At 38.6% G+C, this 24137-nt stretch carries 18 protein-coding genes and 1 other RNA gene; 12 read left to right on the top strand and 7 right to left on the bottom strand.

What is annotated here, in order from left to right; translation table 11 throughout:
• Positions 1–101 precede the first annotated feature (101 nt).
• The 3 genes from ACFIK3_RS05275 to ACFIK3_RS05265 all read left to right on the top strand — a co-directional run bounded on the left by ACFIK3_RS05275 (position 102) and on the right by ACFIK3_RS05265 (position 5639).
• A complete protein-coding gene (locus ACFIK3_RS05275; RefSeq protein ID WP_375676349.1) occupies positions 102–1409 on the top strand; it encodes an MFS family transporter in 1308 nt (435 codons plus the stop codon).
• Positions 1410–2367: 958 nt separating this feature from the next.
• Positions 2368–3678 (top strand): MFS family transporter, encoded by a 1311-nt coding sequence (locus tag ACFIK3_RS05270; RefSeq protein WP_375676348.1) that lies wholly within the window; start codon positions 2368–2370, stop codon positions 3676–3678.
• Positions 3679–4331: 653 nt separating this feature from the next.
• Complete coding sequence (locus ACFIK3_RS05265; RefSeq protein ID WP_273790760.1) at positions 4332–5639, top strand: MFS transporter; 1308 nt, start codon at positions 4332–4334, stop codon at positions 5637–5639.
• A gap of 67 nt (positions 5640–5706) precedes the next feature.
• Here ACFIK3_RS05265 and ACFIK3_RS05260 read toward each other — a convergent pair whose 3' ends face one another.
• Positions 5707–6012 (bottom strand): DUF2853 family protein, encoded by a 306-nt coding sequence (locus tag ACFIK3_RS05260; RefSeq protein ID WP_375660748.1) that lies wholly within the window; start codon positions 6010–6012, stop codon positions 5707–5709.
• 97 nt (positions 6013–6109) lie between these two features.
• On the opposite strand from ACFIK3_RS05260, the gene ssrA reads away from it, so the two are divergent.
• From ssrA to ACFIK3_RS05235, 5 genes are all read left to right on the top strand, one after another.
• Positions 6110–6466: a transfer-messenger RNA gene (ssrA, locus tag ACFIK3_RS05255) on the top strand.
• A gap of 179 nt (positions 6467–6645) precedes the next feature.
• Positions 6646–7197 carry an SspB family protein gene (locus ACFIK3_RS05250; RefSeq protein ID WP_375631167.1) on the top strand — a complete coding sequence of 184 codons (552 nt, stop codon included), beginning with the start codon at positions 6646–6648 and terminating at the stop codon, positions 7195–7197.
• Positions 7198–7205: 8 nt separating this feature from the next.
• Positions 7206–7388 carry a DUF4169 family protein gene (locus tag ACFIK3_RS05245; RefSeq protein WP_273790763.1) on the top strand — a complete coding sequence of 61 codons (183 nt, stop codon included), beginning with the start codon at positions 7206–7208 and terminating at the stop codon, positions 7386–7388.
• A 10-nt stretch (positions 7389–7398) separates the two neighbouring features.
• Positions 7399–7650 carry a ribbon-helix-helix domain-containing protein gene (locus ACFIK3_RS05240; RefSeq protein WP_273790764.1) on the top strand — a complete coding sequence of 84 codons (252 nt, stop codon included), beginning with the start codon at positions 7399–7401 and terminating at the stop codon, positions 7648–7650.
• Positions 7651–7770: 120 nt separating this feature from the next.
• Positions 7771–10110 carry an ATP-dependent helicase gene (locus tag ACFIK3_RS05235; RefSeq protein ID WP_375676347.1) on the top strand — a complete coding sequence of 780 codons (2340 nt, stop codon included), beginning with the start codon at positions 7771–7773 and terminating at the stop codon, positions 10108–10110.
• Between the two features lie 56 nt (positions 10111–10166).
• Here the strand turns inward: ACFIK3_RS05235 and ACFIK3_RS05230 are convergent, their stop codons facing one another.
• Positions 10167–10796, bottom strand: coding sequence for a DapH/DapD/GlmU-related protein (locus ACFIK3_RS05230; RefSeq protein WP_375643457.1), 630 nt, complete (start codon positions 10794–10796; stop codon positions 10167–10169).
• Between the two features lie 135 nt (positions 10797–10931).
• On the opposite strand from ACFIK3_RS05230, the gene ACFIK3_RS05225 reads away from it, so the two are divergent.
• The 4 genes from ACFIK3_RS05225 (at position 10932) to ACFIK3_RS05210 (ending at position 15856) form a co-directional block, all read left to right on the top strand.
• Positions 10932–11513 carry an SCO family protein gene (locus tag ACFIK3_RS05225; RefSeq protein ID WP_273790767.1) on the top strand — a complete coding sequence of 194 codons (582 nt, stop codon included), beginning with the start codon at positions 10932–10934 and terminating at the stop codon, positions 11511–11513.
• 26 nt (positions 11514–11539) lie between these two features.
• Positions 11540–12409, top strand: coding sequence for a 50S ribosomal protein L11 methyltransferase (locus ACFIK3_RS05220; RefSeq protein ID WP_375637653.1), 870 nt, complete (start codon positions 11540–11542; stop codon positions 12407–12409).
• 22 nt (positions 12410–12431) lie between these two features.
• Positions 12432–14258, top strand: a complete 1827-nt coding sequence (locus ACFIK3_RS05215; RefSeq protein ID WP_375676346.1) for an aminopeptidase P family protein — start codon at positions 12432–12434, stop codon at positions 14256–14258.
• A gap of 965 nt (positions 14259–15223) precedes the next feature.
• Positions 15224–15856: a hypothetical protein gene (locus ACFIK3_RS05210; RefSeq protein ID WP_375676345.1), complete on the top strand. Its 633-nt coding sequence runs from the start codon at positions 15224–15226 to the stop codon at positions 15854–15856.
• Positions 15857–16251: 395 nt separating this feature from the next.
• On the opposite strand, the gene ligA is transcribed toward ACFIK3_RS05210, so the two are convergent.
• The 5 genes from ligA to ftsZ form a co-directional block, all read right to left on the bottom strand.
• The gene (gene ligA, locus ACFIK3_RS05205) at positions 16252–18411 is read right to left on the bottom strand and encodes an NAD-dependent DNA ligase LigA (RefSeq protein WP_375676344.1); all 2160 of its coding nucleotides are present in this window, start codon (positions 18409–18411) and stop codon (positions 16252–16254) included.
• 112 nt (positions 18412–18523) lie between these two features.
• Positions 18524–20185: a DNA repair protein RecN gene (gene recN, locus ACFIK3_RS05200; RefSeq protein ID WP_375676343.1), complete on the bottom strand. Its 1662-nt coding sequence runs from the start codon at positions 20183–20185 to the stop codon at positions 18524–18526.
• A gap of 6 nt (positions 20186–20191) precedes the next feature.
• Positions 20192–21085, bottom strand: a complete 894-nt coding sequence (locus tag ACFIK3_RS05195) for an outer membrane protein assembly factor BamD (protein ID WP_273790773.1) — start codon at positions 21083–21085, stop codon at positions 20192–20194.
• Between the two features lie 160 nt (positions 21086–21245).
• The gene (gene lpxC / locus ACFIK3_RS05190; RefSeq protein ID WP_375637669.1) at positions 21246–22130 is read right to left on the bottom strand and encodes a UDP-3-O-acyl-N-acetylglucosamine deacetylase; all 885 of its coding nucleotides are present in this window, start codon (positions 22128–22130) and stop codon (positions 21246–21248) included.
• Between the two features lie 216 nt (positions 22131–22346).
• Positions 22347–24119 carry a cell division protein FtsZ gene (ftsZ, locus tag ACFIK3_RS05185; protein ID WP_375631175.1) on the bottom strand — a complete coding sequence of 591 codons (1773 nt, stop codon included), beginning with the start codon at positions 24117–24119 and terminating at the stop codon, positions 22347–22349.
• Positions 24120–24137: the final 18 nt, after the last annotated feature.

Below are 24137 nucleotides of genomic sequence, written 5' to 3'. Positions count from 1 at the left end.
TGACTAAATTTTTGATGCAAAAGATAAAATACTATAGACAGCTTCTAAGAAAATGACATAAATGAACAAAGATGGATAAACATCAAATAAAGGGATCGACTATGGAAAAACAAGAAGCTTTAAAACCACATGATACAAGAAAACGTATCTGGGCTATCGTGTCCAGTGCATCAGGTAATCTAGTAGAATGGTATGACTTTTATGTTTATTCCTTTACATCCATTTACTTTGCATCACAATTCTTTCCCTCAGATGGCAATGACGTTACGCAACTTTTAAAAGCGGCGGGTGTTTTTGCTATTGGTTTTCTTATGCGCCCAATCGGCGGATGGCTTTTTGGCTTCATTGCCGATCGTTACGGACGCAAACGCTCAATGCTTATCTCTGTTTTTATGATGTGTGGTGGTTCGTTCTTAATTGCCCTACTTCCTACCTATGAAACCATTGGAATGGCAGCAGGAATTCTTTTACTTTTACTCAGAATGCTTCAGGGGCTTTCTGTCGGTGGTGAATATGGTACAACAGCAACTTATATGAGCGAAATCGCCCTCAAAAATCGCCGTGGATTTTTTAGCTCTTTCCAATATACCACACTGATTGGTGGTCAACTTCTAGCCAGTCTCGTTATATTCATTTTAGCGCTTTATCTCACCGAAGATCAGCTAAAAGCGTGGGGCTGGCGTATTCCATTTGCTATTGGTGGATGCGGCGCAATTGTTGCGATTTATCTACGCCGCACACTCCATGAGACAACGACCAAAGAAAGTCGTTCTAGTGCACAAGCTGGTAGTATTAGGGGACTTCTGAGCAACCACCGAAAAGCTTTTTTTCTAGTTATCGGCTTTACCGCTGGAGGATCGCTCACATTTTACACCTATACGACTTACATGCAGAAATATCTGATCACAACCACCGGCTTTGATAAACATACAGCCACAACTATAATGACTGCTGCACTCTTTGTTTTCATGTTACTCCAACCCCTCTTTGGTTCTCTCGCAGATAAAATTGGAACAAGAACTTCTCTCCTTATTTGGAGTGTCTTATCTATTATCTTTACCATTCCTGGACTTAATATGATTGGTAATACTGATAGTACATGGATTGCTTTATCAGTCATTACTGGAATGCTCTGCATTATGAGCTTTTATACATCTATCTCTGGCATTGTAAAATCAGAAATGTTTCCCGCTTCAGTACGAGCAATAGGAGTTGGGCTCTCTTATGCTATTGCCAACGCACTGTTTGGCGGTTCTGCTGAATATGTCGCGCTTGGATTAAAAGATCTTGGATATGAATCTGTCTTCTATTTTTATATAACCGGCATGATGATTATTGCATTCATTGCTGTTCTCTTAATGCCAGATGCTCGCAAAAAAGGGTATTTACAAGGAGACGATATTCATTAACCTTTAATGTTAACAAACAAGGGTTTCAACAAAAAAGCAAAGCCCAGTATTCTGGGCTTTTTTATATTCTTTCCGATAGAAGTTTAAAGCTCACAGTTTTTTATCCCTTCAAACACTTTAAAGAAGCAATGTTCCTTCCTGCACACGCCGCTTATAAAAACAAATAGCTTCATATTATTATGTAATAAATACTTCTTTTGCTGAATTTAATTCACTGAAGATAAAAAACGTTTGATTTATTTTAATATTCCCATTCCCACTCAACGTCGAAGAAAAGTGATTATCTTTCAAGAAATTTTATCAATAATAAAGATTACACTCATGATTTTGTTTAATGCGTTCTTAATAGTACCCCCTCATGCAAAACAAATCCTTTCATGAAAAATAGAAAATACCATTATATTATGAATTCGCACACTTTTTTGAGAAACATTTCTCAATGCACCCAACTCCATTTCACAACGGCACCCGTGAATGACATAACGTAAAAGCCCCGTAAAGTATAAACATGGGCATCACTCTCTTTACACTTAATAAAAGTGCAAGCCGCTATCATTATACTATTGAGGAACTCTTAATATTGTACTCCCCCTTAACACTTAAGATCATTCCTAAAAAGTATTTTAACTGATACACCAACCTCGCATGCAATAGTCAATAACATCATTTTCCGAAACAACATCAAGCATATAAACTAAAGAGTATCATATCTTCATAAGCACTCTGCATATGCAAATAATTCACAATCAAACAAAAAATAATATTTCCTTAAGGATAGTAAAAAGCGCATGATTTACGCAATATAACAATACCATAAGCCCAAAACAGCACTGATAGCTCTAGAAAAAATCTTTATGTTTCCCTGAAAAATTATCATGGTACAATGGCGTTTTTATAATGCACATCGTAAATAGCTTTAAAAAGAAGAAAAGTTATAAATCTAAAAGGGGAATACTTCATGAATAATCAAACAACTTTAGACCCACATGATACAAGGAAACGTATTTTTGCTATCATGTCCAGCGCATCAGGAAATCTGGTAGAATGGTACGACTTCTATGCTTACTCCTTTGCATCGGTTTATTTTGCCTCACAATTTTTTCCTGAAGATGAAGATATCGTTACACAACTGTTAAAAACGGCAGGAATCTTTTTTATTGGCTTTCTTATGCGTCCAATTGGAGCATGGCTCTTTGGATTCATTGCGGATCGTTATGGACGTAAACGCTCAATGCTTATTTCTGTTTTTATGATGTGTGGTGGCTCTTTTCTCATTGCCATACTTCCCACTTATAAAACCTTGGGAATAGCAGCAGCATTCCTTCTCCTTTTTGTCCGTATGTTTCAAGGACTTTCCGTTGGAGGTGAATATGGTACAGCAGCAACTTATATGAGCGAAGTTGCACCCAAAAATCGTCGCGGGCTCTTTGCTTCTTTTCAATATGCAACAACGATCTCAGGTCAACTTCTCGCAAGTTTTATAATATTTATTTTAGCCCTTTACCTTACTGAAGATCAGTTAAAAGCGTGGGGATGGCGTATTCCTTTTGTGATTGGTGGCTTTGGAGCAATCGTTGCAATTTATCTGCGTAGTTTGCTCCATGAAACAACAACCCACAAAAGCCGCTCTGAAAAACATACTGGTAGTCTTCGAGAACTTTTTCGCAATCATAAAAAAGCTTTCTTTTTGGTTGTTGGCTTTACAGCTGGTGGATCACTCACATTTTATACATACACTACTTATATGCAAAAATATCTGATCACAACCACCGGCTTTGATAAACAAACCGCAACAACGATAATGACTGCCGCCCTCTTTATTTTTGTGCTACTCCAACCCCTTTTTGGTTCCCTAGCCGATAAAATTGGAGCAAGAGCTTCACTCATTAGTTGGGGGCTATTATCCATTATCTGCACTATCCCTGTACTTAAAATGATCGGTAATGCCCATAATCCATGGACAGCACTCTTAATCATTATTGGAATACTCTGTGTTATGAGTTTTTATACGTCCATCGCTGGTATCATAAAAGCAGAATTGTTCCCTGCTTCAATCCGAGCAATTGGTGTTGGATTTGCTTTTGCCATTGGCAATGCACTCTTTGGCGGTTCTGCCGAATATGTAGCGCTTGGATTAAAAAATATGGGATACGAATCTGTTTTCTTTTTTTACATAGTTGGTATGATGGTCATTGCACTCATCTCTATTCTTCTTATGCCCGATATAGATAAAGGAGGATATCTCGATAAAGACGATAGACTTCATTAAACTTATTTTCTGGATAAAAAAAAGCCCAAGAAATTGGGCTTTTTTTATCTCCTCTCCATCCTAACAAAGAACGAAAATTCTGCCCCGCATTCGTCTTACAAACAACTCAGTTTCTCTTAAATTGTCTATAGTTACTGCCCTCTTTATGTAATTTACTTGATAAGATTCTATAGGCAAGCCCTACCCTAAATATTTATCATGATATCTGAAAAACACCTCATACGGAAAACCTTATCTGAGCCTTACCTCCCCCTCCTAAATAATGATGTGTGGTGATACAACAAGATAAGCAAGGACACAAAAATCCCCTTTTACATTATTTAAGCTTTATGAAATGTCTTCAGTTTTTGGGCTTTCTGCTCATAAAGACCATCTCTTCTATAATCTTCCGGTATGCCAATAATTGCATTCTTCTCATAAAGTTTAAAGGTATCTTGATCTACTTTTCAATGTTCTCTCCCTTTAAATGCAACGTGATAACTTTTTATTCTATAACACAAGTAAAAATCTTAAAACGAATGACAACATAACTCTAATAAATCATCTTAAAGAGTTTCCCTAAGAAATTATTATAATACAATTGAATTTTTCTGGAAATCATAAACAATTATGTTTAGAAAATATAAAATATAAATCCAAAAGGGGAACAATTCATGAAAAATGAAACAACTTCAGCATCACAGGATGCAAGAAAACGTGTTTTTGCTATTATAGCAAGCGCATCAGGAAATCTCGTAGAATGGTATGATTTTTACGTTTACTCATTTGCATCAATTTATTTTGCATCACAATTCTTTCCCTCCGATGGTGATACGATTACGCCACTGTTAAAAACCGCGGGTGTGTTTTTTATTGGCTTTCTTATGCGCCCTATTGGAGCTTGGTTTTTAGGATTTGTCGCCGATCGTTATGGACGTAAACGCTCGATGCTTATATCCATTTTTATGATGTGTGGTGGCTCTTTTTTCATCGCCATACTTCCCACCTATGAAACCTTAGGAATAACATCAGCAATCCTTTTACTTTTAGCTCGGATGATGCAAGGACTTTCAGCGGGTGGTGAATATGGTACAGCAGCCACTTATATGAGCGAAGTTGCTCTCAAAAAACATCGTGGGCTTTTTGCTTCTTTCCAATCAGCCACCCTTATTACAGGTCAACTTCTTGCCAGCTTCATTATATTTATTCTAGCATCTTATCTCTCTGAAGATCAGTTAAAAGCATGGGGATGGCGCATTCCTTTTGTGATTGGTGGTTTCGGGGCAGTGATTGCGATTTATCTGCGTCGTTCTCTCCACGAAACAACCACGAAAGAAAGCCGCTCTCACAAACACTCTGGCAGTCTTAAGGAACTTCTCACCAAGCATACAAAAGCCGTTGTCGTAATTGCATGCTTTGCATCAGGAGGATCACTCACATTTTACACCTTTACGACTTATATGCAAAAATATCTAATCACAACCACCGGCTTTGATAAACATACCGCAACAACGATTATGACAGCTGTACTATTTATTTTCATCCTATTCCAACCCATAGCTGGTATCATAGCCGATAAAATTGGAACAAAAACTTTACTTATCATTTGGAGTATACTCTCTGTCATCTTTACATTTCCTGGACTCTGGATAATCGGTAATACGCATAGTATATGGGTTGCCTTTTCCGTCATTATTGGCTTGCTCTTCATTATGAGCATGTATACATCCATCTCTGGTGTCGTCAAATCAGCAATGTTTCCCTCTTCAATACGCGCATTAGGCGTTAGCATCTCTCATGCCATTGGCAACGCCTTATTTGGTGGTTCTGCTGAATACGTTGCGCTTGGATTAAAAAAGTACGGTCATGAATCACTCTTTTATTTTTATATAACCGTCGTGATGATCATGGCATTCATTGCTCTTCTCTTTGTCCCGAGTATGCGTAAAGGAGGCTACCTCCAAGAGGATGAAAAACATTAACCCTTTTTATCAACGAAAAAGCCCAAGAAATTGGGCTTTTTTATCATTATCACAAATTTAATATTGTTTAAATTTTATGAAGTGCATTAAGGTGCTTAGCAACTAGATAATAAAAAGTCAGTCGATTTTTTCTACGCTCTCCAGACATCATCTCAGCCACTTTTGAAACAGCCATTTTAGCACTCTTCTCATCGGCTTCTAAAACATCTTGAACCCATTTTTCAACACGTTCTAACTCTTTTGGATCCGATGTAGCAACAAGCGCTGCATCCTGCTTTTTCATCACTAAAGCTAAACGACGGCTAAGTCGTTCTACTGCTGCTTCATCGGGATTTGAATCATATAGTTTAATATCTGCTAAATTATTTGTCATTTTGCATCATCTCCTCTCCAAAAATGAGCGGACTATACTTTACAGCCGCATCATATAGCTCCATAAATAATTAGAGGATTAAAAATATTAACAACCCCCCCTTTTCCTAAGACTGTTCTTCATCTATATTTAGAGGGCTGGTTTACCAGCTATGGTAATAAATGGACGGTGAAATAAACCTATTGGACCCGGGGGCGGTACCCGGCGCCTCCACCAAAATATAAGAAACCAAAGTTATATTTTGGTGGGGGCGAAATAGGATCGACAAGGGTGTAAAGATCGCTCTTTTACTCGGCATTGTACCACCGTTATCGGGCTAAATGAGTAGTTGCAAATGACAACTATGCGGAAGCACGTCTCGCCGCTTAAGGTGGTGTGAATGTTTCAATTTGAGCCTTAAACCGTCGCAGGTTTAAGCGGGGTTCGGAGGCACCTGGCAACAGAAGCCTTCACTTTTTTAAATGTTGTTGATTGATCTTTCAGACATTATCAGACATTATTTACCATAGAGTTTCGTATTTATTCGATTTATTGAGGTGCATCGTAGAAAAAATCTGCTAATTTAAAATATATTCTGTCACACAATATCAATACGCCCCATTCTGCTACGTGAAATAAAAGGAATAAACTTCGATGGTTAAAGATCAAATCCGTTACGATATTCTCGTTCAGGATGCGCTTCGTGGAGTTATCCGTAAAGTTTTATCGGAAGTTGCCAAAGCAGGTCTTCCGGGAAATCATCATTTTTTTATAACTTTTTTGACAAATGCCCCAGGCGTTAAAATTTCTCCTCGGCTAAAAAATCGCTATCCCGAGCAAATGACAATCGTCTTACAACATCAATTTAGAGATCTCAGTGTTTCAGAAACAGCTTTCGAAGTAACCCTCTCTTTCAGGGAAATAACCGAAAAGCTCGTGATTCCTTTTACTTCCATTCAGGTCTTTTATGATCCTGTAGCAGCATTTGAAGCAGCATTTGATCTGCCCTCAAATCTGACCTCTGGAGAAAGTGAAAATTCAGAAAATACCTCAACTACGCCCATTACCTTATCAAACAAACAAAAAATAGAAAATACGCTTACAAAAGAACAAAATCTCAGTACAAACAAAGAACCTTCAAATAACGATGCAAAACAAAGTCAAAGTGCTGATGTTGTCTCTTTAGATTCCTTTCGGAAAAAATAATTTTTCTCATGACTGAATTGATTAATCTTCGCCAATTTCGAAAACAAAAAAAACGTACAGAAAAATCTCTTCGTGCTGAGCAAAATCGTTATCGTTTTGGACGAACAAAAACTGAAAAAAATTTTGAGCAACAAAAATCTTTAAAAACGCAAAAATTTCTTGATCAAAATCGTTTACGAAACGACGAATAAAGGTGGAAAAATGCACGAAAATAATTCTATCGATTGGTCAAAAGTCATTCCACGAAAGATATCTGTTCGCGTTGATGGACACGCAACAAGCGTCTCTTTAGAACCACCATTTTTAGATATTCTAAAAGATATAGCCCGCCAAAAAGGACAATCTTTAGCCTTTATTATCACCGATATTGATAGCAAAAGACCACAACAAGTAAATCTTTCAGCTTCGTTACGCGTTTATGCCCTTCAAAGCGTTCTCACCCAGCGCCTTTAATGTTTGTGCTTATTTTTTTACGTTCTCTTTCTGTCTGTTTAACTGAAACTGTTGTGACTTTTTAAGAGAAGTTTTTTTAATCTAGAACTTCAATAAAAAAAAGACTACAAAAGAGAGATAATGAGTAATTTTTCTGATCACAACATACCTTTCTTTGAAGAAGATTCCCCTCCAGACCATGATAAGAAGAGCTCTGGTTTTTTCTCCCATACTCTAAAAGAACAAAAATCATATAACACAGATTATTTAGAACGACTCAATCCAGAACAGCAACAAGCTGTTATGAATACTGAGGGACCTCTTTTAGTTCTTGCAGGTGCTGGTACAGGAAAAACGCGCGTTTTAACAACCCGTATTTCTCACATTTTACGCTCTGGACTTGCCTCTCCTCAGCAAATACTTGCTGTCACTTTCACCAACAAAGCAGCACGTGAAATGAAAATACGTATTGGTGAACTTATTGGAGAAGTTGTTGAAGGTATGCCTTGGCTTGGAACCTTTCATTCCACTGGCGCTAAAATTTTACGCCGTCACGCAGAACTTGTTGATTTAAAAAGAAACTTTACAATTCTCGATAGCGATGATGTTCTTCGACTTTTAAAACAGCTTATTCAAGCTGAAGGATTAGACGATAAGCGTTGGCCCGCACGAAACCTTGCCATGATGATTGATTCTTGGAAAAATCAAGGACTTTCACCAAAACATATCTCAAAAAGTGATGCTCATTCCTTTGGTAACGGCATGGGACGTGAACTTTATCACAATTATCAAAATCGATTAAAAGATCTTAATGCTTGTGATTTTGGTGACCTTCTACTTCATTCTATCTCTATCTTCCAACATAATCCAGATATTCTTCGCGAATATCATTCTCAATTTCGTTATATTCTTGTCGATGAATATCAAGATACAAATACAGCACAATATCTTTGGCTTCGCCTTTTGGCCCAACATCCTCAAGGTCAACATGTTAATCTTTGTTGTGTTGGCGATGATGATCAATCCATTTATGGATGGCGTGGTGCAAAAGTCGAAAACATATTACGTTTTGAAAAAGATTTTCCTTCTGCTAAAATTATTCGTCTAGAACGCAATTATCGCTCAACATCCCATATTCTCAAAACCGCCTCCCATCTCATTGCTCATAATGAAGAAAGGCTGGGAAAAGTCCTTTTTTCTGCTCAAATAAAGAGTGAGGAAGAAAAGGTAAAAATTCATTCAGCATGGGATTCGGCAGAAGAAGCACGAGCAATCGGAGAAGAAATCGAACGCGCACAACAAACCGGTCATGCATTAAATCATATGGCTATATTGGTACGCGCATCATTTCAAATGCGTGAATTTGAAGATCGCTTTGTAACACTTGGCCTTAATTATCGCGTCATTGGTGGTCCTCGTTTTTATGAGCGAATGGAAATACGTGATGCCATGGCTTATTTACGCGTTGTTGTCCAACCTACTGATGATTTAGCTTTTGAGCGTGTTATTAATACACCAAAACGCGGCATAGGAGATGCAACCCTGCGCATTCTTTATGAGAGTGCACGTGCACGTGCTGTTCCTCTCTTTTCTGCTGCCGCTGACATCATTGAAACAGATGAATTAAAGCCTAAGGCACGCAGTGCGTTACGAAGCCTCATTGAAAGCTTCCGCCGCTGGCAAAATATGCTTCAAGACACTCCTCATAGAGAACTTGCCGAAATCGTCCTTGATGATTCTGGTTATACAACCATGTGGTTAGAAGATCGCTCACCAGAGGCTCCTACAAGACTAGAAAATCTTAAAGAAATGATTCGTTCCATGGAACAATTTGAAAATCTTCAAAGTTTTTTGGAACATGTTGCACTCGTTATGGAAACGGAAAATAATGAAAATATGGATGCAGTCAACATCATGACACTTCATTCAGCCAAAGGACTTGAATTTGAAACAGTTTTTCTTCCAGGTTGGGAAGAAGGACTCTTTCCCCACCAACGCTCATTAGATGAAGGTGGACGTTCAGGATTAGAAGAAGAACGGCGCCTTGCTTACGTAGGTCTAACAAGAGCAAAAAAACATTTGCATATATGGTTTGTATCTAATCGAAGAATTCATGGACTTTGGCAACCTGCTCTTCCCTCCCGTTTTCTAGATGAATTACCAGCAGAACATATAGAAGTTGTAGAAATGGAAACATCCTATGGTGGTTATGGAAAATCTTCCTTTCAACATCACGATTCCTTTTATACTGACTATGCAACAGCAAGACAAAAGCGTGCACAAAAAAACAAGAATATTGAAGGGAAAGTTATCTCTCAATCAATCTCTCATGCACCATCAGATTTTTCTGTCAATGATCGGATTTTTCACATAAAATTTGGTTATGGTCATATTACAGCAATAGACGATCATAAATTGACAATAATGTTCGAAAAAGCCGGAGAAAAGCGTGTACTAGACAATTTTGTAAACAAAGCTTAATTACAAGTAAACCACGATCAGTTTTTTCAAGAAACCACTTTATTTTATTCTGAATGTCATTTCCATTTACGAACAAAGGCTTCAATGGGCAAATTTTGCATATCAGGCAATGCGTTGTGAATTTTATCAAGCGGCCAATCCCACCAAGCCATATCTAAAAGGCATTCTATCACATTATTGGGAAAACGCATCCGCAACCGTTTAGCAGGCACCCCAACGACAATCGTATAAGGCAAAACATCTTTCGTTATAACAGCGTTCGCGCCAATGATAGCGCCATGACCAATAGTCACCCCAGGCATAATAACCGCACCATATCCAATCCACACATCATGCCCAATAATAACACGTTTTGCACAACGCCTTTCACGAAAACCACTATCTAATGCCATATAACGAAAATATTCGTTTGGACGATAGGTTATTTTATGCGTTGAAACGCGCTCCATAGGATGCTCCAACGCATTCATCCGTACATGAGATGCAATAGAACAAAAACGCCCAATATCGCTATAAATAGCCTCACTATTACGTTCTAAATAAGAAAAATCTCCAACGGTTACATCCCGTAAAATCACCCGCTCATTAATTTCCACATAGCGCCCTAATTTACAACCATGCAGCCGTGCCGTCGTATGGATACGAGGCTCACTTTCATGAAACCGAAGATCGTTCTCAATATTCATGCATCTTTCACCAATGTTTCATCATAGATATGGAAAGACATACCAATCAAGCCAATAAAATCAACCATGAAACACACATTGCAAAACAAACCTGCCGATGTTACAATTTCTCGATCTATTTAAGAGAGTCAAACTATGAAAAATGTAATACGCATCTTGGGGCTGACAATCATATTTCTTGCAGGTGTTTTTATTTATGATACGCTGACAAATAAGCCTTTAGGTGATAACTTTACTCTCACTGATTCTAATGGAAAAAATATTACTGAGGCTGATGTTCGAAGCAAGCCTTCAATAATTTTTTTCGGCTTCACTATGTGTCCTGAAAGCTGCCCTACCACACTGATGAATCTTGATCGATGGCTTACAGCCCTTGGGCCTGAAGCTGATAAATTAGGTATATGGTTTGTGACTGTTGATCCTGAACGTGACACACCAAAAGTACTCCATGATTATCTCAGTAATTTTAACAATAAAATTGTTGGCATCAGCGGAGATCCTGAAAAAGTTCATAAAATGGTCAATTCTTTCAACATCGTTGCTGAAAAAGTCCCTGAAACAGATGGAAACTATACATATAACCATACAGCAGCAATTTTTTTACTCAAAAAAGGTGGAAAATTAGCTGGCGTTATCCGTTATGACACGAAAGAAAGCGATAGCGAATTAAAAGATGAAATCGCCATTGAACGGTTAAAAAAACTCATCTTAAACTAAAAAAACCGATCAAAAGAAAGAACAGCATGTCGCAACAAATTCGCCTCTATTATACTGCTTCTAAAAATGAAGCAGAACGGTTCTATACCCTTATAGAAACAGCCTTTGACGAAGAAGGGTATCCTCTTGCTCTCACAGAGATAGATGAACAAAATGCTGTATATGAGCTTTCTCTATATGTCGATCAAGACAATCAAGAGAACGCATTGAAACGTTTTGCTCAAATCCTTTCTATAGATTTTGATAAAATTAATATGGAAGTTTTACCCAACATTGATTGGGTACAAAAAAGCCTAGAAGGACTAAAACCTGTGCAAGCTGGTCCTTTTTTTCTTCATGGAAGTCACAACCGAAACGCCATTCCAGCAAATGTTCTCCCTATTGAAATTGAAGCTAATCAAGCTTTTGGCACTGGACATCATGGAACAACAGCCGGTTGTTTAGAAATGATTGCCAAAGTCATGAAACACGAAAATCCCAAAAATGCCCTTGATCTTGGTACTGGGAGCGGTGTACTAGCCATTGGCATAGCAATGCTCAAACCAATTCCTGTGCTTGCATCCGATATTGACCCAATTGCTGTTCAAGTTGCACAACACAATATCGAATTCAATGGTGTCAAGGAATATATTACAGCTATTACAGCAACAGATTTTGCCCATGATGCAATTGCATCACGAACCCCTTTTGATCTCATCGTTGCCAATATCCTTGCTAATCCGCTTATTGAACTTGCGCAAGAAGTGGTAAAGGCACTTCAAAAAGGGGGATCACTTATACTCTCTGGAATTCTTGAAGAACAACATGCCCATGTTTTGGAGACTTATATAAAACAAGGAATGAAGCATATCGAAACATACCACCGGCAAGGATGGGTTACGATACATCTGAAATAAAATAAAAGAAAAGGACGTCGTTATGTATCAATCTTTTGAGGCGACAACAAATCCTGCTTATACAGCAGAACGCATTTCTTGCCTTCGTAAAGAACTCGATCACCTTGGACTCGATGGTTTTCTTGTTCCGCGGTGCGATGAGCATCAAGGAGAATATGTCCCCCCTCATGCTCAACGCCTTAGCTGGTTAACCGGCTTTACTGGATCAGCTGGGATTGCACTGATTTTAAAAAACAAAGCCATCATATTTACAGATGGGCGATATAAGCTCCAAGTTCGCCAACAAACTGATCCTGATATTTTTAATTATGAAGATCTCATAACTTGTCCTCCCTCACAATGGCTTGAAAAAAATGGTCAAAAACTTTCTATTGGCTTTGATCCATGGCTCCACACGATTGCTGCCACCGATGCATTGAGAAACGCATTAGAAATGAAAGCAGGTGGAAAACTTGTAGAAGTTCCACATAATCCCATTGATTTGCTCTGGCATAATCAACCAAAGTTACCACAATCTGCCTTATCAATTCACCCTCTCAAATATGCTGGGTGCGATACAGATGAAAAACTCGCTTTGATTTACAAAGATATACAGCAAACTCATGCAAATGCTTTTATTTTTACAGACCCCTCTTCCATTGCATGGACATTCAATATACGGGGCAATGATGTTTCCAACACGCCTTTTTCCCTTTGTTTTGCTCTCATTCCACTTAACGAAACACCAGCCTTATTCATTGACAGCAAAAAACTTGGTGTAGAACAGAAACAATATCTGGAACGTTATGCAAAATTATATGAACCAGAACAGCTTATTCCCAAGATCAAAGAGTATGTTCAAAAAGGGACCGTGTTTGCCTTAGATCCACAGCTAACATGCGAAAAATTACGAACTGTTATTGAAGAAAAAAATAGCTCTTTTATCACACTTACCGATCCTGCTGCTCTACCACGTGCCATTAAAAATGACACAGAACTCAATGGCGCACGCAAAGCGCATCTACGCGATGGTGTTGCCCTAACCCGTTTTTTTTCTTGGTTAGATAAACAAATACCAGGATCAATAAGTGAAATTTCTGCTGCTCAAAAATTAGAAGAATTTCGCATAAATACAGCAAACGAAATGGGAGAAAAACTTAAAGATCTTTCTTTTGATACAATTTCAGCAGCAGGAGAAAATGGCGCCATTATTCATTATCGTGTAACAACACAAACAAATAAACAACTCAATGCTGGTGAACTTTATCTTGTTGATTCAGGTGGCCAATATCGTGATGGAACGACAGATGTCACACGTACAGTAGCAATTGGGAATATTGGAGAAGAAGAAAAACGCTGTTTCACTCTTGTTCTCAAGGGCATGATTACTCTTTCAACTGCTTGCTTTCCCAAAAGAACCCGTGGACAAGACATTGATATTCTAGCACGCATTGCATTGTGGAAAGCTGGTTTTGATTATGCTCATGGCACCGGTCATGGTGTTGGGTCTTATCTTTCTGTTCATGAAGGACCACAAAATATTTCCCGCAAAGGATGCCAAGAACTCATCTCCGGTATGATTCTTTCAAACGAACCAGGATATTATCGCGAAGGTGCTTTTGGTATCCGTCTTGAAAATTTGATGATAGTAAAGCCAGCACAAAAAATTGATGGTGGAGATATAGAAATGCTCTCGTTTGAGACACTCACACATTGCCCCATTGATCGACGGTTAATCCTTCCAGAGCTTTTGACACAAGAAGAACGGCAATGGCTCAATGATTACCATGCGCGCGTTTATCAGATGAATGCACCTTACTTAAATGAAGAAGATAAAAAATGGGCAAAAGAAGCAACAATGCCCCTTTAAATCAAGCAACCTATAACTTTTACCCTTTCTACAAAAACAGCACCGTCTTTTTTTAGAGAAAAATATGTACTTGCGTCAGGAAATACAAAAAATATTTCTACAAGATACTTCACGTTTTTTCTGATATGGCAAACACTGACCTAGGTGAAGCAGAGTGAGATACGCCTGCACGTGGTAATGCTTATTTTGGGTATTACCATCTAGACACTACCATATCCCTAGTTTCTTTATATGGAAACTCTCGTTATATTTTGTAATCCTTCGCATCGTATTTCTAAAACACCTATTATAACCAGCTTATTACGCTGTTTGGATTCAAAAATTCTGCATATTTATTCGAATAAATTTTACCTTTTTGTTTGCTTCACAATGATAATTTATATTATTTTAATTCTTGAATCATTTTCAATAGTTGTAATTAATTATAATACATATTGCTACAATAAAATAGAATCTGCTATGAAATAAAATTAAGTTAGAATTAAAAGAAGGAGCATGATGATAACATCAGCGTTAAAGTTTTTTATTTATTTGCATAGTTAACAGTAAAATATTATTTTCTAGACTATTACTTACTGTTGAAAAAAAGTTACCCACAATATAGATAGTTTCCAACTACACAGTATAAAAACAACATATATGGAGGCATGTGTTTTGACCTGAATGTGTTATTCAGCTAAAAATTAACAACAATAACAGAGGATATGAAAAACTAGATAACACAAAAACAGTCACGTAAATAAAGAAGATTCAAACTCTCTACAGAGTTTTACAAATGCTCTGAAAAATACACAATAAAACGTGTGTCTTATAGCTTGTTAGTTAACAAAATCTTAAGCACAGATCTTAGTAATCTATATCCTTTCCTTATCCAGTATTTTAGAAATAAAGTGACTATCCTAAGGCGTATAATTTTATTTTGTTCCGTAATATTATTATTTGGATACTATATTGGGCCTTCTGTATTGAAGGAAATTACTAAATTTAAGCGAATTCCTATTGCTTTATTTTCTGAAAATCAAGTCATTACTCCAAATCAGTACGATAAATTATACGAAGAGTACGTAAAGACACAATATCCTGATAATATATACGAAGAGCGCCTAGAAATTGCAAAAAAATATCTGGATAATAAGAGTTATGGTGTATATCATGTTCTAAGCCCTGGGATGGTAGTACTAATTCCTGAAAATATAAATCTTATCCATGCGAAAGTTGTTTGGTGTGCATGCCTTGTGGACTTATTACAGGGAGAGTACAATAAAAAATTTCCAGCATTATCCCTACCTACCTACATACATAAGCTACGTTCTCAATATAATTGGAAAGAAAACGATTTCATTTGGGCAAAAAATTTGGTCATGAACTCGACAGATCCAATGTTTAGATACGCACGAATGGTATTTAATTCTGAAATATTCTCAATCCAAATACTAGCTCTAATAAACGAAATTTCCTATGCTGAGAAATTTGAGAGAGATGAAGGAAGTCAGGAAAAAAATTATGCTGCTAGACGCATTAGCGAATATCCGAAATTTTGTAATGAAATTGGACAAGTGTACCATCTAATAATGCCTGATAAGTATAGGTACCAGTAATCTTTTATAAATTCAACATAATAAACAACTCGCATTTATATCCCTTATTCATTTATAGCGGAATGTTTTATTATATTTTGTAATCTTCCGCGTTACATTTCTATTACGGCATTTTGGATTAAATTCTACATATTTGTTCAAAAATTTTACCTTTCTTCACAGTAATAATTTATATCTTTTACTAATAATAACCTTGCATATTCTTCATCATAATAGTTTAAGTTTAATATTTAAGTTCAACGTTAATTATTTTAATAACTTAATAAATATCAAAGTATATGGCGCTCTATTTTTGCAAAAAACAGCTCCTATTATCCCCTTTTTGATTTCATCCCCCCAAAAAATGTAAGAAAGATAATCATATCAACAGTATACGATCTTCTGGGAAACACCCTTTAAATATTATGTTTCTCAATCAGCTGTAGCCAAACCTCTTCATCGATAACCTCAACACCTAATTCTTCAGCTTTAGCCAATTTGGAGCCCGCTCCAGGTCCTGCAACAAGAAGATCTGTTTTTTTAGAAAGTGAACCAGATGTTTTAGCCCCTAATCGCTCTGCCAATGCTTTTGCTTCATCGCGTGACATATGCGACAAAGTTCCTGTAAAAACAATGATCTTCTCCGCTATTGGTGAAGAATCTGCTATGATAGGCTCTTCATCAAGAGGTGTTACTTCTTCAAGCAAAACAGATAAAATCTCACGGTTATGCGCTTCTTGATAAAAATCAACAATTGCGCTCCCTACCTGTGGTCCAATTCCTTCGATATTGGTAAGCTCCATCCAAGCCTCATTTCCTTCTTCATTTTTCTTATCACATGGCATAAGTGCTTCCATAGCCGCGATCTCAAAAGCTGTATAATTTTTATAAGCACGTGCAAGGCGGCGTGCATTCACTTCGCCAACATGACGAATCCCCAATGCAAACAAAAAACGGCTCAAAGAAATTTCTCGGCGCGCATTAATGGCATCATACAATTTCCGCACTGAAACAGTACCAAAACCTTCCATATTTTCCAAACGTATCAAAGATTTTTCTTGGCGCCGTTGTAACGTAAAAATATCGGCTGGTGTATGAATACAAAGCGCTTCATCTTGAACATGGAAAAAGAACTCCACTTGTTTTTTACCCAAGCCCTCAATATCAAAAGCATTGCGTGAAACAAAATGACGAATACGTTCAATCGCTTGTGCCGGACAAATAAGCCCCCCTGTACAGCGACGCACGGCTTCTCCCACTTCACGAACAGCATGACTCCCACAAGCTGGGCACAAATGAGGAAAAATAAAAACAGCAGCATCTTTCGGGCGTTTTTCAATGATAACATCAATAACTTGAGGGATCACATCACCAGCACGTTGTACAATCACGCTATCGCCTACACGGATATCACGTCCTTCACGAATGGGCTCTCCTTTATGACCAATTCCCTTAATATAATCCTCATTATGCAAACTAGCATTGGTCACCACCACTCCACCAACAGTAATAGGCGTAAGACGTGCAACAGGTGTCAAAGCTCCCGTGCGACCAACTTGAATGTCAATATCTTCCAAAAGCGCTATCGCTTTTTCTGCTGGAAATTTATGGGCGATAGCCCAACGCGGCGAACGAGAAACAAACCCCAAACGCTTTTGGAGCATCAAATCATTAACCTTATAAACAATGCCATCAATATCATAGCTTAAAGAATGACGGCATTCTTCGATATCGTGATAATACGAAATAATTTCTTTTACTGTCTTAAAGACTTTTGTTAATGGATTGATAACAAAGCCATATTCTTTTAGCTTTTTCATCATCTCCATTTGACTTTCTGCCAATATTTCACTCACCTCACCACAAGCATAAGCAAAAAATTGAAGTTTTCTGCTAGCGGTTATCCGTGAATCAAGCTGACGGAGTGAACCAGCCGCCGCATTTCGAGGATTGGCAAAAGTTAACTTTCCCTTCTCTTGTTGGCTGATATTCAGTGCTTGGAAATCTTCCCGCCCCATATAAACTTCACCGCGAACCTCAATGATATCAGGAAAATCACTTTGTAAAACTTGTGGAATATCAGCAATTGTTCGGGCATTTGCCGTCACATTTTCACCGACAGTTCCATCCCCACGCGTTGCCGCACGCACAAGCCGCCCCTTTTCGTAGCGTAAAGACAAAGATAAACCATCAATTTTTGGCTCCGCTGTTATTTCCAACACTTGTGTTTCTGGAAGCCGTAAAAAACGACGAATACGCTCAACAAATTCACTAACATCTTCAGAGCTAAACGCATTATCAAGTGAAAGCATAGGCTGTGCATGAACAGATTTTTCAAACTTTTCAGAAATTGGTGCCCCAATTTTATGTGAAGGAGAATCAATACGTATAAGCTCTGGAAAAAGAGCTTCAATTTCTGCATTACGGCGGCGCAAAGCATCATATTCTGCATCAGAAATTTCAGGCTGATCATCACGATTATAAAGCACATCATGACGTGCAATTTCTTTTGCCAACCACTCTAATTCACGTTCTGCTTCAACAGCTGTGAGATTTTTATCTGCATCTTTGTTCATAAAATCTATTCCAAATTACAAGCACTGCCACAAGGATTTCCACACGCATCCTCATCAAGTGAATCTCAATAAATACAAGCTTTCCAGTATTTTTATCGCTGACTAATTACCTTTATGCTAGAAGCTTTTGAGCCGCTGCACGCGCTTCTTCAGTAATCTGTTCTCCAGCCAACATACGGGCAATTTCTTCTGCACGCTCATGCTCTTCCATTTTATGAATCGCAGTAACAAAGCGTCCTTTATCATGACTCTCAATTTTTGAAATAAGAAAATGACCATGCGCTTTCGATGCAACCTGTGGAGCATGCGTAATAGCGAAAACTTGGACATGTTCTGATAAGCGTTGCAACCGTTGCCCAATAGCCGCTGCAACAGCCCCCCCAACGCCTGTATCAATTTCATCAAAAATCAGCGTCGGTGCTGATCCTCGATCAGATAAAACAACTTTTAATGCCAGCAAAAAACGAGATAATTCACCGCCAGAAGCCACACTAAGCATGGGACCGGCCCGTGTGCCAGGATTTGTTCGTACCCAATATTCAACACGATCACATCCCTCTGCACTCCGCTTTTCCATATCACTTTGCATTTCAACAATAAATTCAGCCCTCTCTAATTTCAATGCCGGTAGCTCAGTCATCACGCTTTCAGACAAGTGCTTTGCAACCTCTTGACGTTTTATTGACAACGCTTGCGCTAACATATCATATTTTTTTTGTGCTTGTCTTGCCTCATCTTCAAAGCGTGTCAATATAGTCTGAGCCTCTTCAAAATCAGCGAGTTCTGCATCCATTTTATCGCGTAACTGAATCAATTCATCCGCTGAAACTTGATATTTACGAGCAAAACCCCGAAGAGAAAAAAGACGCTCTTCTATCCGTTCCAATTCATCAGGTTCAAAATCTAATGCTCGTATTGCCGTCTCAATACCTTCTTGTGCTGTTGCAAGTGCATGCAATGCCTCATCAATAGATTTCACCACTGGTACAATAAGTTCTTGCGCCTCAGGAATTTTCCGCTCCAAACGCCTCACCAAATTAGAAAGTACTGGGATTGGTGATTTTTGACCCGTTAAAAGATCATCCGCTTCTTTAATATCTGTCGCTATTTTTTCTAATTTAAGCATATCAGCACGACGAAGAGAAAGAGCTTCCTCTTCACCAACTTTAAAATCAAGCTTTTCAAGCTCTTCTACACACGCACGAAGATAATCAACCTCACGTACGGCACTCTCTACTTTAAGACGCTGCCGTTGCAAACGCTCCTCAAATTCACGCCATGAGTGATAACACTGACGCAAATTTTCCACTTCATCTTCAAGACCACCAAAGGCATCTAATAATTGGCGATGTGTAGCAACATCAACAAGCGCACGATCATCATGTTGTCCATGGATTTCAACCAGCAAACGGCCAACACTCCGCATCAATGCAACACTAGACACCTGATCATTGATAAAAACACGGCTACGTCCATCACTTGATTGCACACGCCGTAAAATAATATCACCCTCATCATCAAGACCATTCTCACGAATAAGTTGACGTGCAGGATGTGAAACAGACACATCAAAAACAGCTGTGACCTGCCCGCGGTCAGCACCATGACGCACAAGCGAAGCATCACCCCGCCCCCCTAGAGCAAGTGATAAAGCATCAAGGAGAATAGACTTCCCCGCACCTGTTTCTCCAGTTAAAACCGTCAACCCCGCCGTAAAATGAATATCAAGCGTTTCGATCAAAACAATATTATGAATCGAAAGCTGTACCAACATAGAGAATCAACGTACCCTCTTCTTATCACCACCTAAAGCATTTGAGATCCAAGAAGATTTATGCTCACGTGGCGATATTTTATTCTTCTGCAAGAGATTATAAGAAAATTTATACCACTCACTTTTGGGATAATTACGTCCTAAAATAGCTGCTGCCGTCTGTGCTTCCGCCGTTAAGCCGAGAGCAAGATTAACCTCAGTCAAGCGGAAAAGCGCTTCTTCAATTTGATTTGTATCAGAATACTCTTCAACCACGGTACGAAACCGTCTACTTGCCGCAAGGTAACGCCGCCCCTCTTCATAATAACGGCCAATCTGCATTTCTTTACCAGCCAGCTGTTCGCGACCAAAACGGATTTTATCCTTAGCATCCTTGACATACTCAGAATTAGGATAACGCTCTATAAGAAGCTGCATAGCAGCAATAGCACGTTTCGTATCACGTTGATCACGTGTAACATCAGGAATCCGACGGAAAGAAGAAAGACCAATAATATAATACGCATAAGCCGAGTCAGTCGACCCTGGATAAAGAGTAATATAGCGTTGAGCCATACTAATTGAATCATCATACTTTCCGAGTCGATAATTAGTAAAAGCACCCATGACCAAAGATTTACGCCCCCAGTCTGTATAAGCGTACTGTTTTTCAATCTTCAAAAACTTCTTCGATGCATCCCCAAGCCGCCCACTTTCAAGGCTAGCAAGCGCCTGATTATAGAGAACATCTGGTGGCTCTATTTTCAAAACATAAGCAGATGGATCAAGGGTTTTTTTCTCTTTAAAGAGACATCCCGCTAACATACAGGTGCTTCCTAAAAGTACCACCCCCAATATCTTGCGTACAATGTTAGATTTTCTATATGTCATATTTCCAATGCACACATGAGATTTTTTCATAGTTTTTCCGGCCTCCAGAGAATATCACCTTGTAGCAAAAACAATTTATTAAAGTTTTTATACCATATCACTTTAAAATCCACATAACCAATTTAGCAGTTTAGGTCAATCATCCCCTTAAAAATCAAATAAACGATAAAAAAATCTTGTCAATTTTCTTTTACTCTTTCCCTAAAAAGCTTTTTTGGTAATATGATTCGTCTGCCAAAACAGCTTTCACCAATTGCGCATTAATTCTATGCCCACTACAATAAGAACGAAATAATCCAATAAAAGGTGCTCCCAGCAAAGCAGTATCACCAATCGCATCAAGCATCTTGTGCCGAACACATTCATTCTCCCAATAAGGACCATCGGGATTTAAAATTTTATCATTAAGGTCGATAACAAGAGAATTTTCCAAAGAAGCACCTCTCGCCTTTCCAGAAAGCCTTAATTCTTCCACGTCTTTGATAAAACCAAAAGTGCGCGCACGTGACAAATCATCCCTAAACCCTCGTGTGGTAAGATCAAAACTGAAATGTTGCTTACCAATAGCAGAAGAAGGAAAAGAGATCGTTATATCAAAACGACGTCCATCGAATGGCAAAAGCTCTGCAACACCATGAGATCCTTCAACTCGCACCGGCTTTTTTATAATGAAATAAGAACGCAACGCATTTTGCTGTACAATACCAACATCTTCAAAAGCTTGGCAATATAGCCACGCTGAACCATCCAAAATAGGAATCTCATTATGTGACACTTCAATAACAAGATTATCCAAATTATAAGCAGCAATTGCTGCCATCAAATGTTCAATTGTTTCAACCCTTACATCTCCATCTCCAAGTACTGTTGATAATTCAGTTTCTCCTGTTTGCGATGCATGAGCTTGAAATATTTTCTCTGTTCCGTCTAATCCACAACGCTTAAAAACAATACCACACCCAACATCCGCTGGACAAACCTTTACCACTGACAAACAGCCACTGTGAACGCCAATCCCCTTAAATGTTACTGCTTTTTTAAGAGTAGACTGATATTTTGGTACTAAATTCATCATAATCATTTTATTAAATTGCTTGTACATCTTTTAACAAAATTTATAAAATTATAAAGAATATTCATAGTAAATAATAAAAAAAAACCGCTTATAATAAGCGGTTTTTTTTAAAACAAAGTATTTTATCAAAAAAACAGCAATATATTTTACTGTATAATTTTTGACTGATCATTAAAGAAATAATAATTTTTCTTACTTTATCTCACTTTTCATCAATTAATTTGCCTGACGACGTAAAAATGCTGGTATTTCCAACTGATCTTCTTCACTTATAAAAGTACGTTGATCTTGTGGTACCTGAGGGTGCAGCTCACCAGAACGACGTGGAACATACACAGAAGCATCTTGAGAAAGCGCCTGAGAATTTTTATTGTAAACATGAGACTCTTTCTGCTGAGATGATCTAACAGCAGGCTCCAGCCTCGCTTCTGGCTCAGCTTCTTCACGATGTGTCAAGCTCTGTTTCAAACGCTGCCAAAGATTACGAGGACCTTGATCAGTCACAAATGTTCTTTGACTTTGTCCATGAGCAACAGGAGGAAAATCCTTTAACTCAGGCATACGCATTGGAGCGCGCGCTTGCATTTGTTGCATTTGTTTTGGTTGCACTGGCTTTTCTTTTTGCTTCACAACCCCTGTCATCTCATCAAGAACATGTGCTGTTGCCTCCATACTCACAGGAGCCGTCATCGCCTGTTGAGAACCACGGCTTACTTGCATACGAGGCACATTGGATCTCTGTTCCTGAACAGCATTTGAACCATACGCAACAGCATTCGTGGCACTTCGTGTCGTCATTGCTTCTGCAGGTTGTGCAAAAATTTGACTTTTGGGACGGAACTGTTCTCCGGTTGATTTACCCTTCTCTATTTCAAGTGATTCGATCACTTCTACCATTGACTCAGAACGCAGAGGCGATGACTGAACATGAAAAGAACTGTGTGACGTTCCAGGATCGCTCTTGCGTATTGAAGAAGCAGGTCTTTGAATCTGAGGATGAGAGGACTGAACAACATCACTAACTTCACGATCAATACCGGTGGCAACCACAGAAACACGAATAACACCTTCCAATGACTCATCATCAATAGCGCCAAAGATCACATTCGCATCAGCATCCACTTCTTCACGAATACGATTAGCAGCTTCATCAACCTCAAAGAGAGTCATATCACGACCACCTGTAATAGAAATCAGTAAACCACGCGCCCCACGCATAGAGGTATCATCCAACAGTGGGTTTGCAATAGCAGCTTCAGCCGCAGCCAAAGCACGCCCATCACCAGATGCCTCACCCGTTCCCATCATGGCTCGCCCCATTTCGTGCATAACAGAACGAACATCAGCAAAATCAAGGTTAATTAAACCCTCTTTAATCATCAAATCCGTAATGGAAGCAACACCAGAATAAAGCACTTGATCAGCCATAGCAAAAGCATCAGCAAACGTTGTCTTATCATTTGCAATACGGAAAAGATTTTGATTGGGTATAACAATCAATGTATCGACAGACTTTTGTAATTCTTCAATACCAGCCTCTGCCGTTTTCATACGACGTGCGCCTTCAAACTGAAACGGCTTTGTCACAACACCAACAGTCAAAATACCTTTTTCACGCGCTGCGCGAGCAACAACGGGAGCAGCTCCTGTTCCAGTTCCTCCCCCCATACCAGCAGTAATGAAAACCATATGAGAGTCTGCAAGATGATCAATAATTTCATCAATACATTCCTCTGCCGCCGCTTGTCCAACTTCCGGCAAAGCCCCAGCACCCAAACCTTCTGTCACAGCTGCCCCAAGTTGGATAACACGTTCAGCCTTTGACATAGCCAAAGCCTGTGCATCCGTATTTGCAACAACAAAGTCAACTCCCTGAAGACCAGCATTTATCATATTATTCACGGCATTCCCGCCACCACCTCCAACACCAAAAACGGTAATGCGTGGCTTCAATTCCGCGATATCTGGCCGATGCAGATTAATCGTCATTTTCTTTTCCTTCTCATA

The sequence above is a fragment of the Bartonella sp. CB10SXKL genome (assembly GCF_042195515.1).
GTDB lineage: Bacteria > Pseudomonadota > Alphaproteobacteria > Rhizobiales > Rhizobiaceae > Bartonella.
The sequence above is the reverse complement of the archived record's forward strand: the minus strand, read 5'-3'. Positions and strand labels throughout refer to the sequence as shown.

Coding starts and splice junctions, on each gene's coding strand:
- ACFIK3_RS05275 (WP_375676349.1), top strand. CDS start 102: ATGGAAAAACAAGAAGCTTTAAAACCACATGATACAAGAAAACGTATC.
- ACFIK3_RS05270 (WP_375676348.1), top strand. CDS start 2,368: ATGAATAATCAAACAACTTTAGACCCACATGATACAAGGAAACGTATT.
- ACFIK3_RS05265 (WP_273790760.1), top strand. CDS start 4,332: ATGAAAAATGAAACAACTTCAGCATCACAGGATGCAAGAAAACGTGTT.
- ACFIK3_RS05260 (WP_375660748.1), bottom strand. CDS start 6,012: ATGACAAATAATTTAGCAGATATTAAACTATATGATTCAAATCCCGAT.
- ACFIK3_RS05250 (WP_375631167.1), top strand. CDS start 6,646: ATGGTTAAAGATCAAATCCGTTACGATATTCTCGTTCAGGATGCGCTT.
- ACFIK3_RS05245 (WP_273790763.1), top strand. CDS start 7,206: ATGACTGAATTGATTAATCTTCGCCAATTTCGAAAACAAAAAAAACGT.
- ACFIK3_RS05240 (WP_273790764.1), top strand. CDS start 7,399: ATGCACGAAAATAATTCTATCGATTGGTCAAAAGTCATTCCACGAAAG.
- ACFIK3_RS05235 (WP_375676347.1), top strand. CDS start 7,771: ATGAGTAATTTTTCTGATCACAACATACCTTTCTTTGAAGAAGATTCC.
- ACFIK3_RS05230 (WP_375643457.1), bottom strand. CDS start 10,796: ATGAATATTGAGAACGATCTTCGGTTTCATGAAAGTGAGCCTCGTATC.
- ACFIK3_RS05225 (WP_273790767.1), top strand. CDS start 10,932: ATGAAAAATGTAATACGCATCTTGGGGCTGACAATCATATTTCTTGCA.
- ACFIK3_RS05220 (WP_375637653.1), top strand. CDS start 11,540: ATGTCGCAACAAATTCGCCTCTATTATACTGCTTCTAAAAATGAAGCA.
- ACFIK3_RS05215 (WP_375676346.1), top strand. CDS start 12,432: ATGTATCAATCTTTTGAGGCGACAACAAATCCTGCTTATACAGCAGAA.
- ligA (WP_375676344.1), bottom strand. CDS start 18,411: ATGAACAAAGATGCAGATAAAAATCTCACAGCTGTTGAAGCAGAACGT.
- recN (WP_375676343.1), bottom strand. CDS start 20,185: ATGTTGGTACAGCTTTCGATTCATAATATTGTTTTGATCGAAACGCTT.
- ACFIK3_RS05195 (WP_273790773.1), bottom strand. CDS start 21,085: ATGAAAAAATCTCATGTGTGCATTGGAAATATGACATATAGAAAATCT.
- lpxC (WP_375637669.1), bottom strand. CDS start 22,130: ATGATGAATTTAGTACCAAAATATCAGTCTACTCTTAAAAAAGCAGTA.
- ftsZ (WP_375631175.1), bottom strand. CDS start 24,119: ATGACGATTAATCTGCATCGGCCAGATATCGCGGAATTGAAGCCACGC.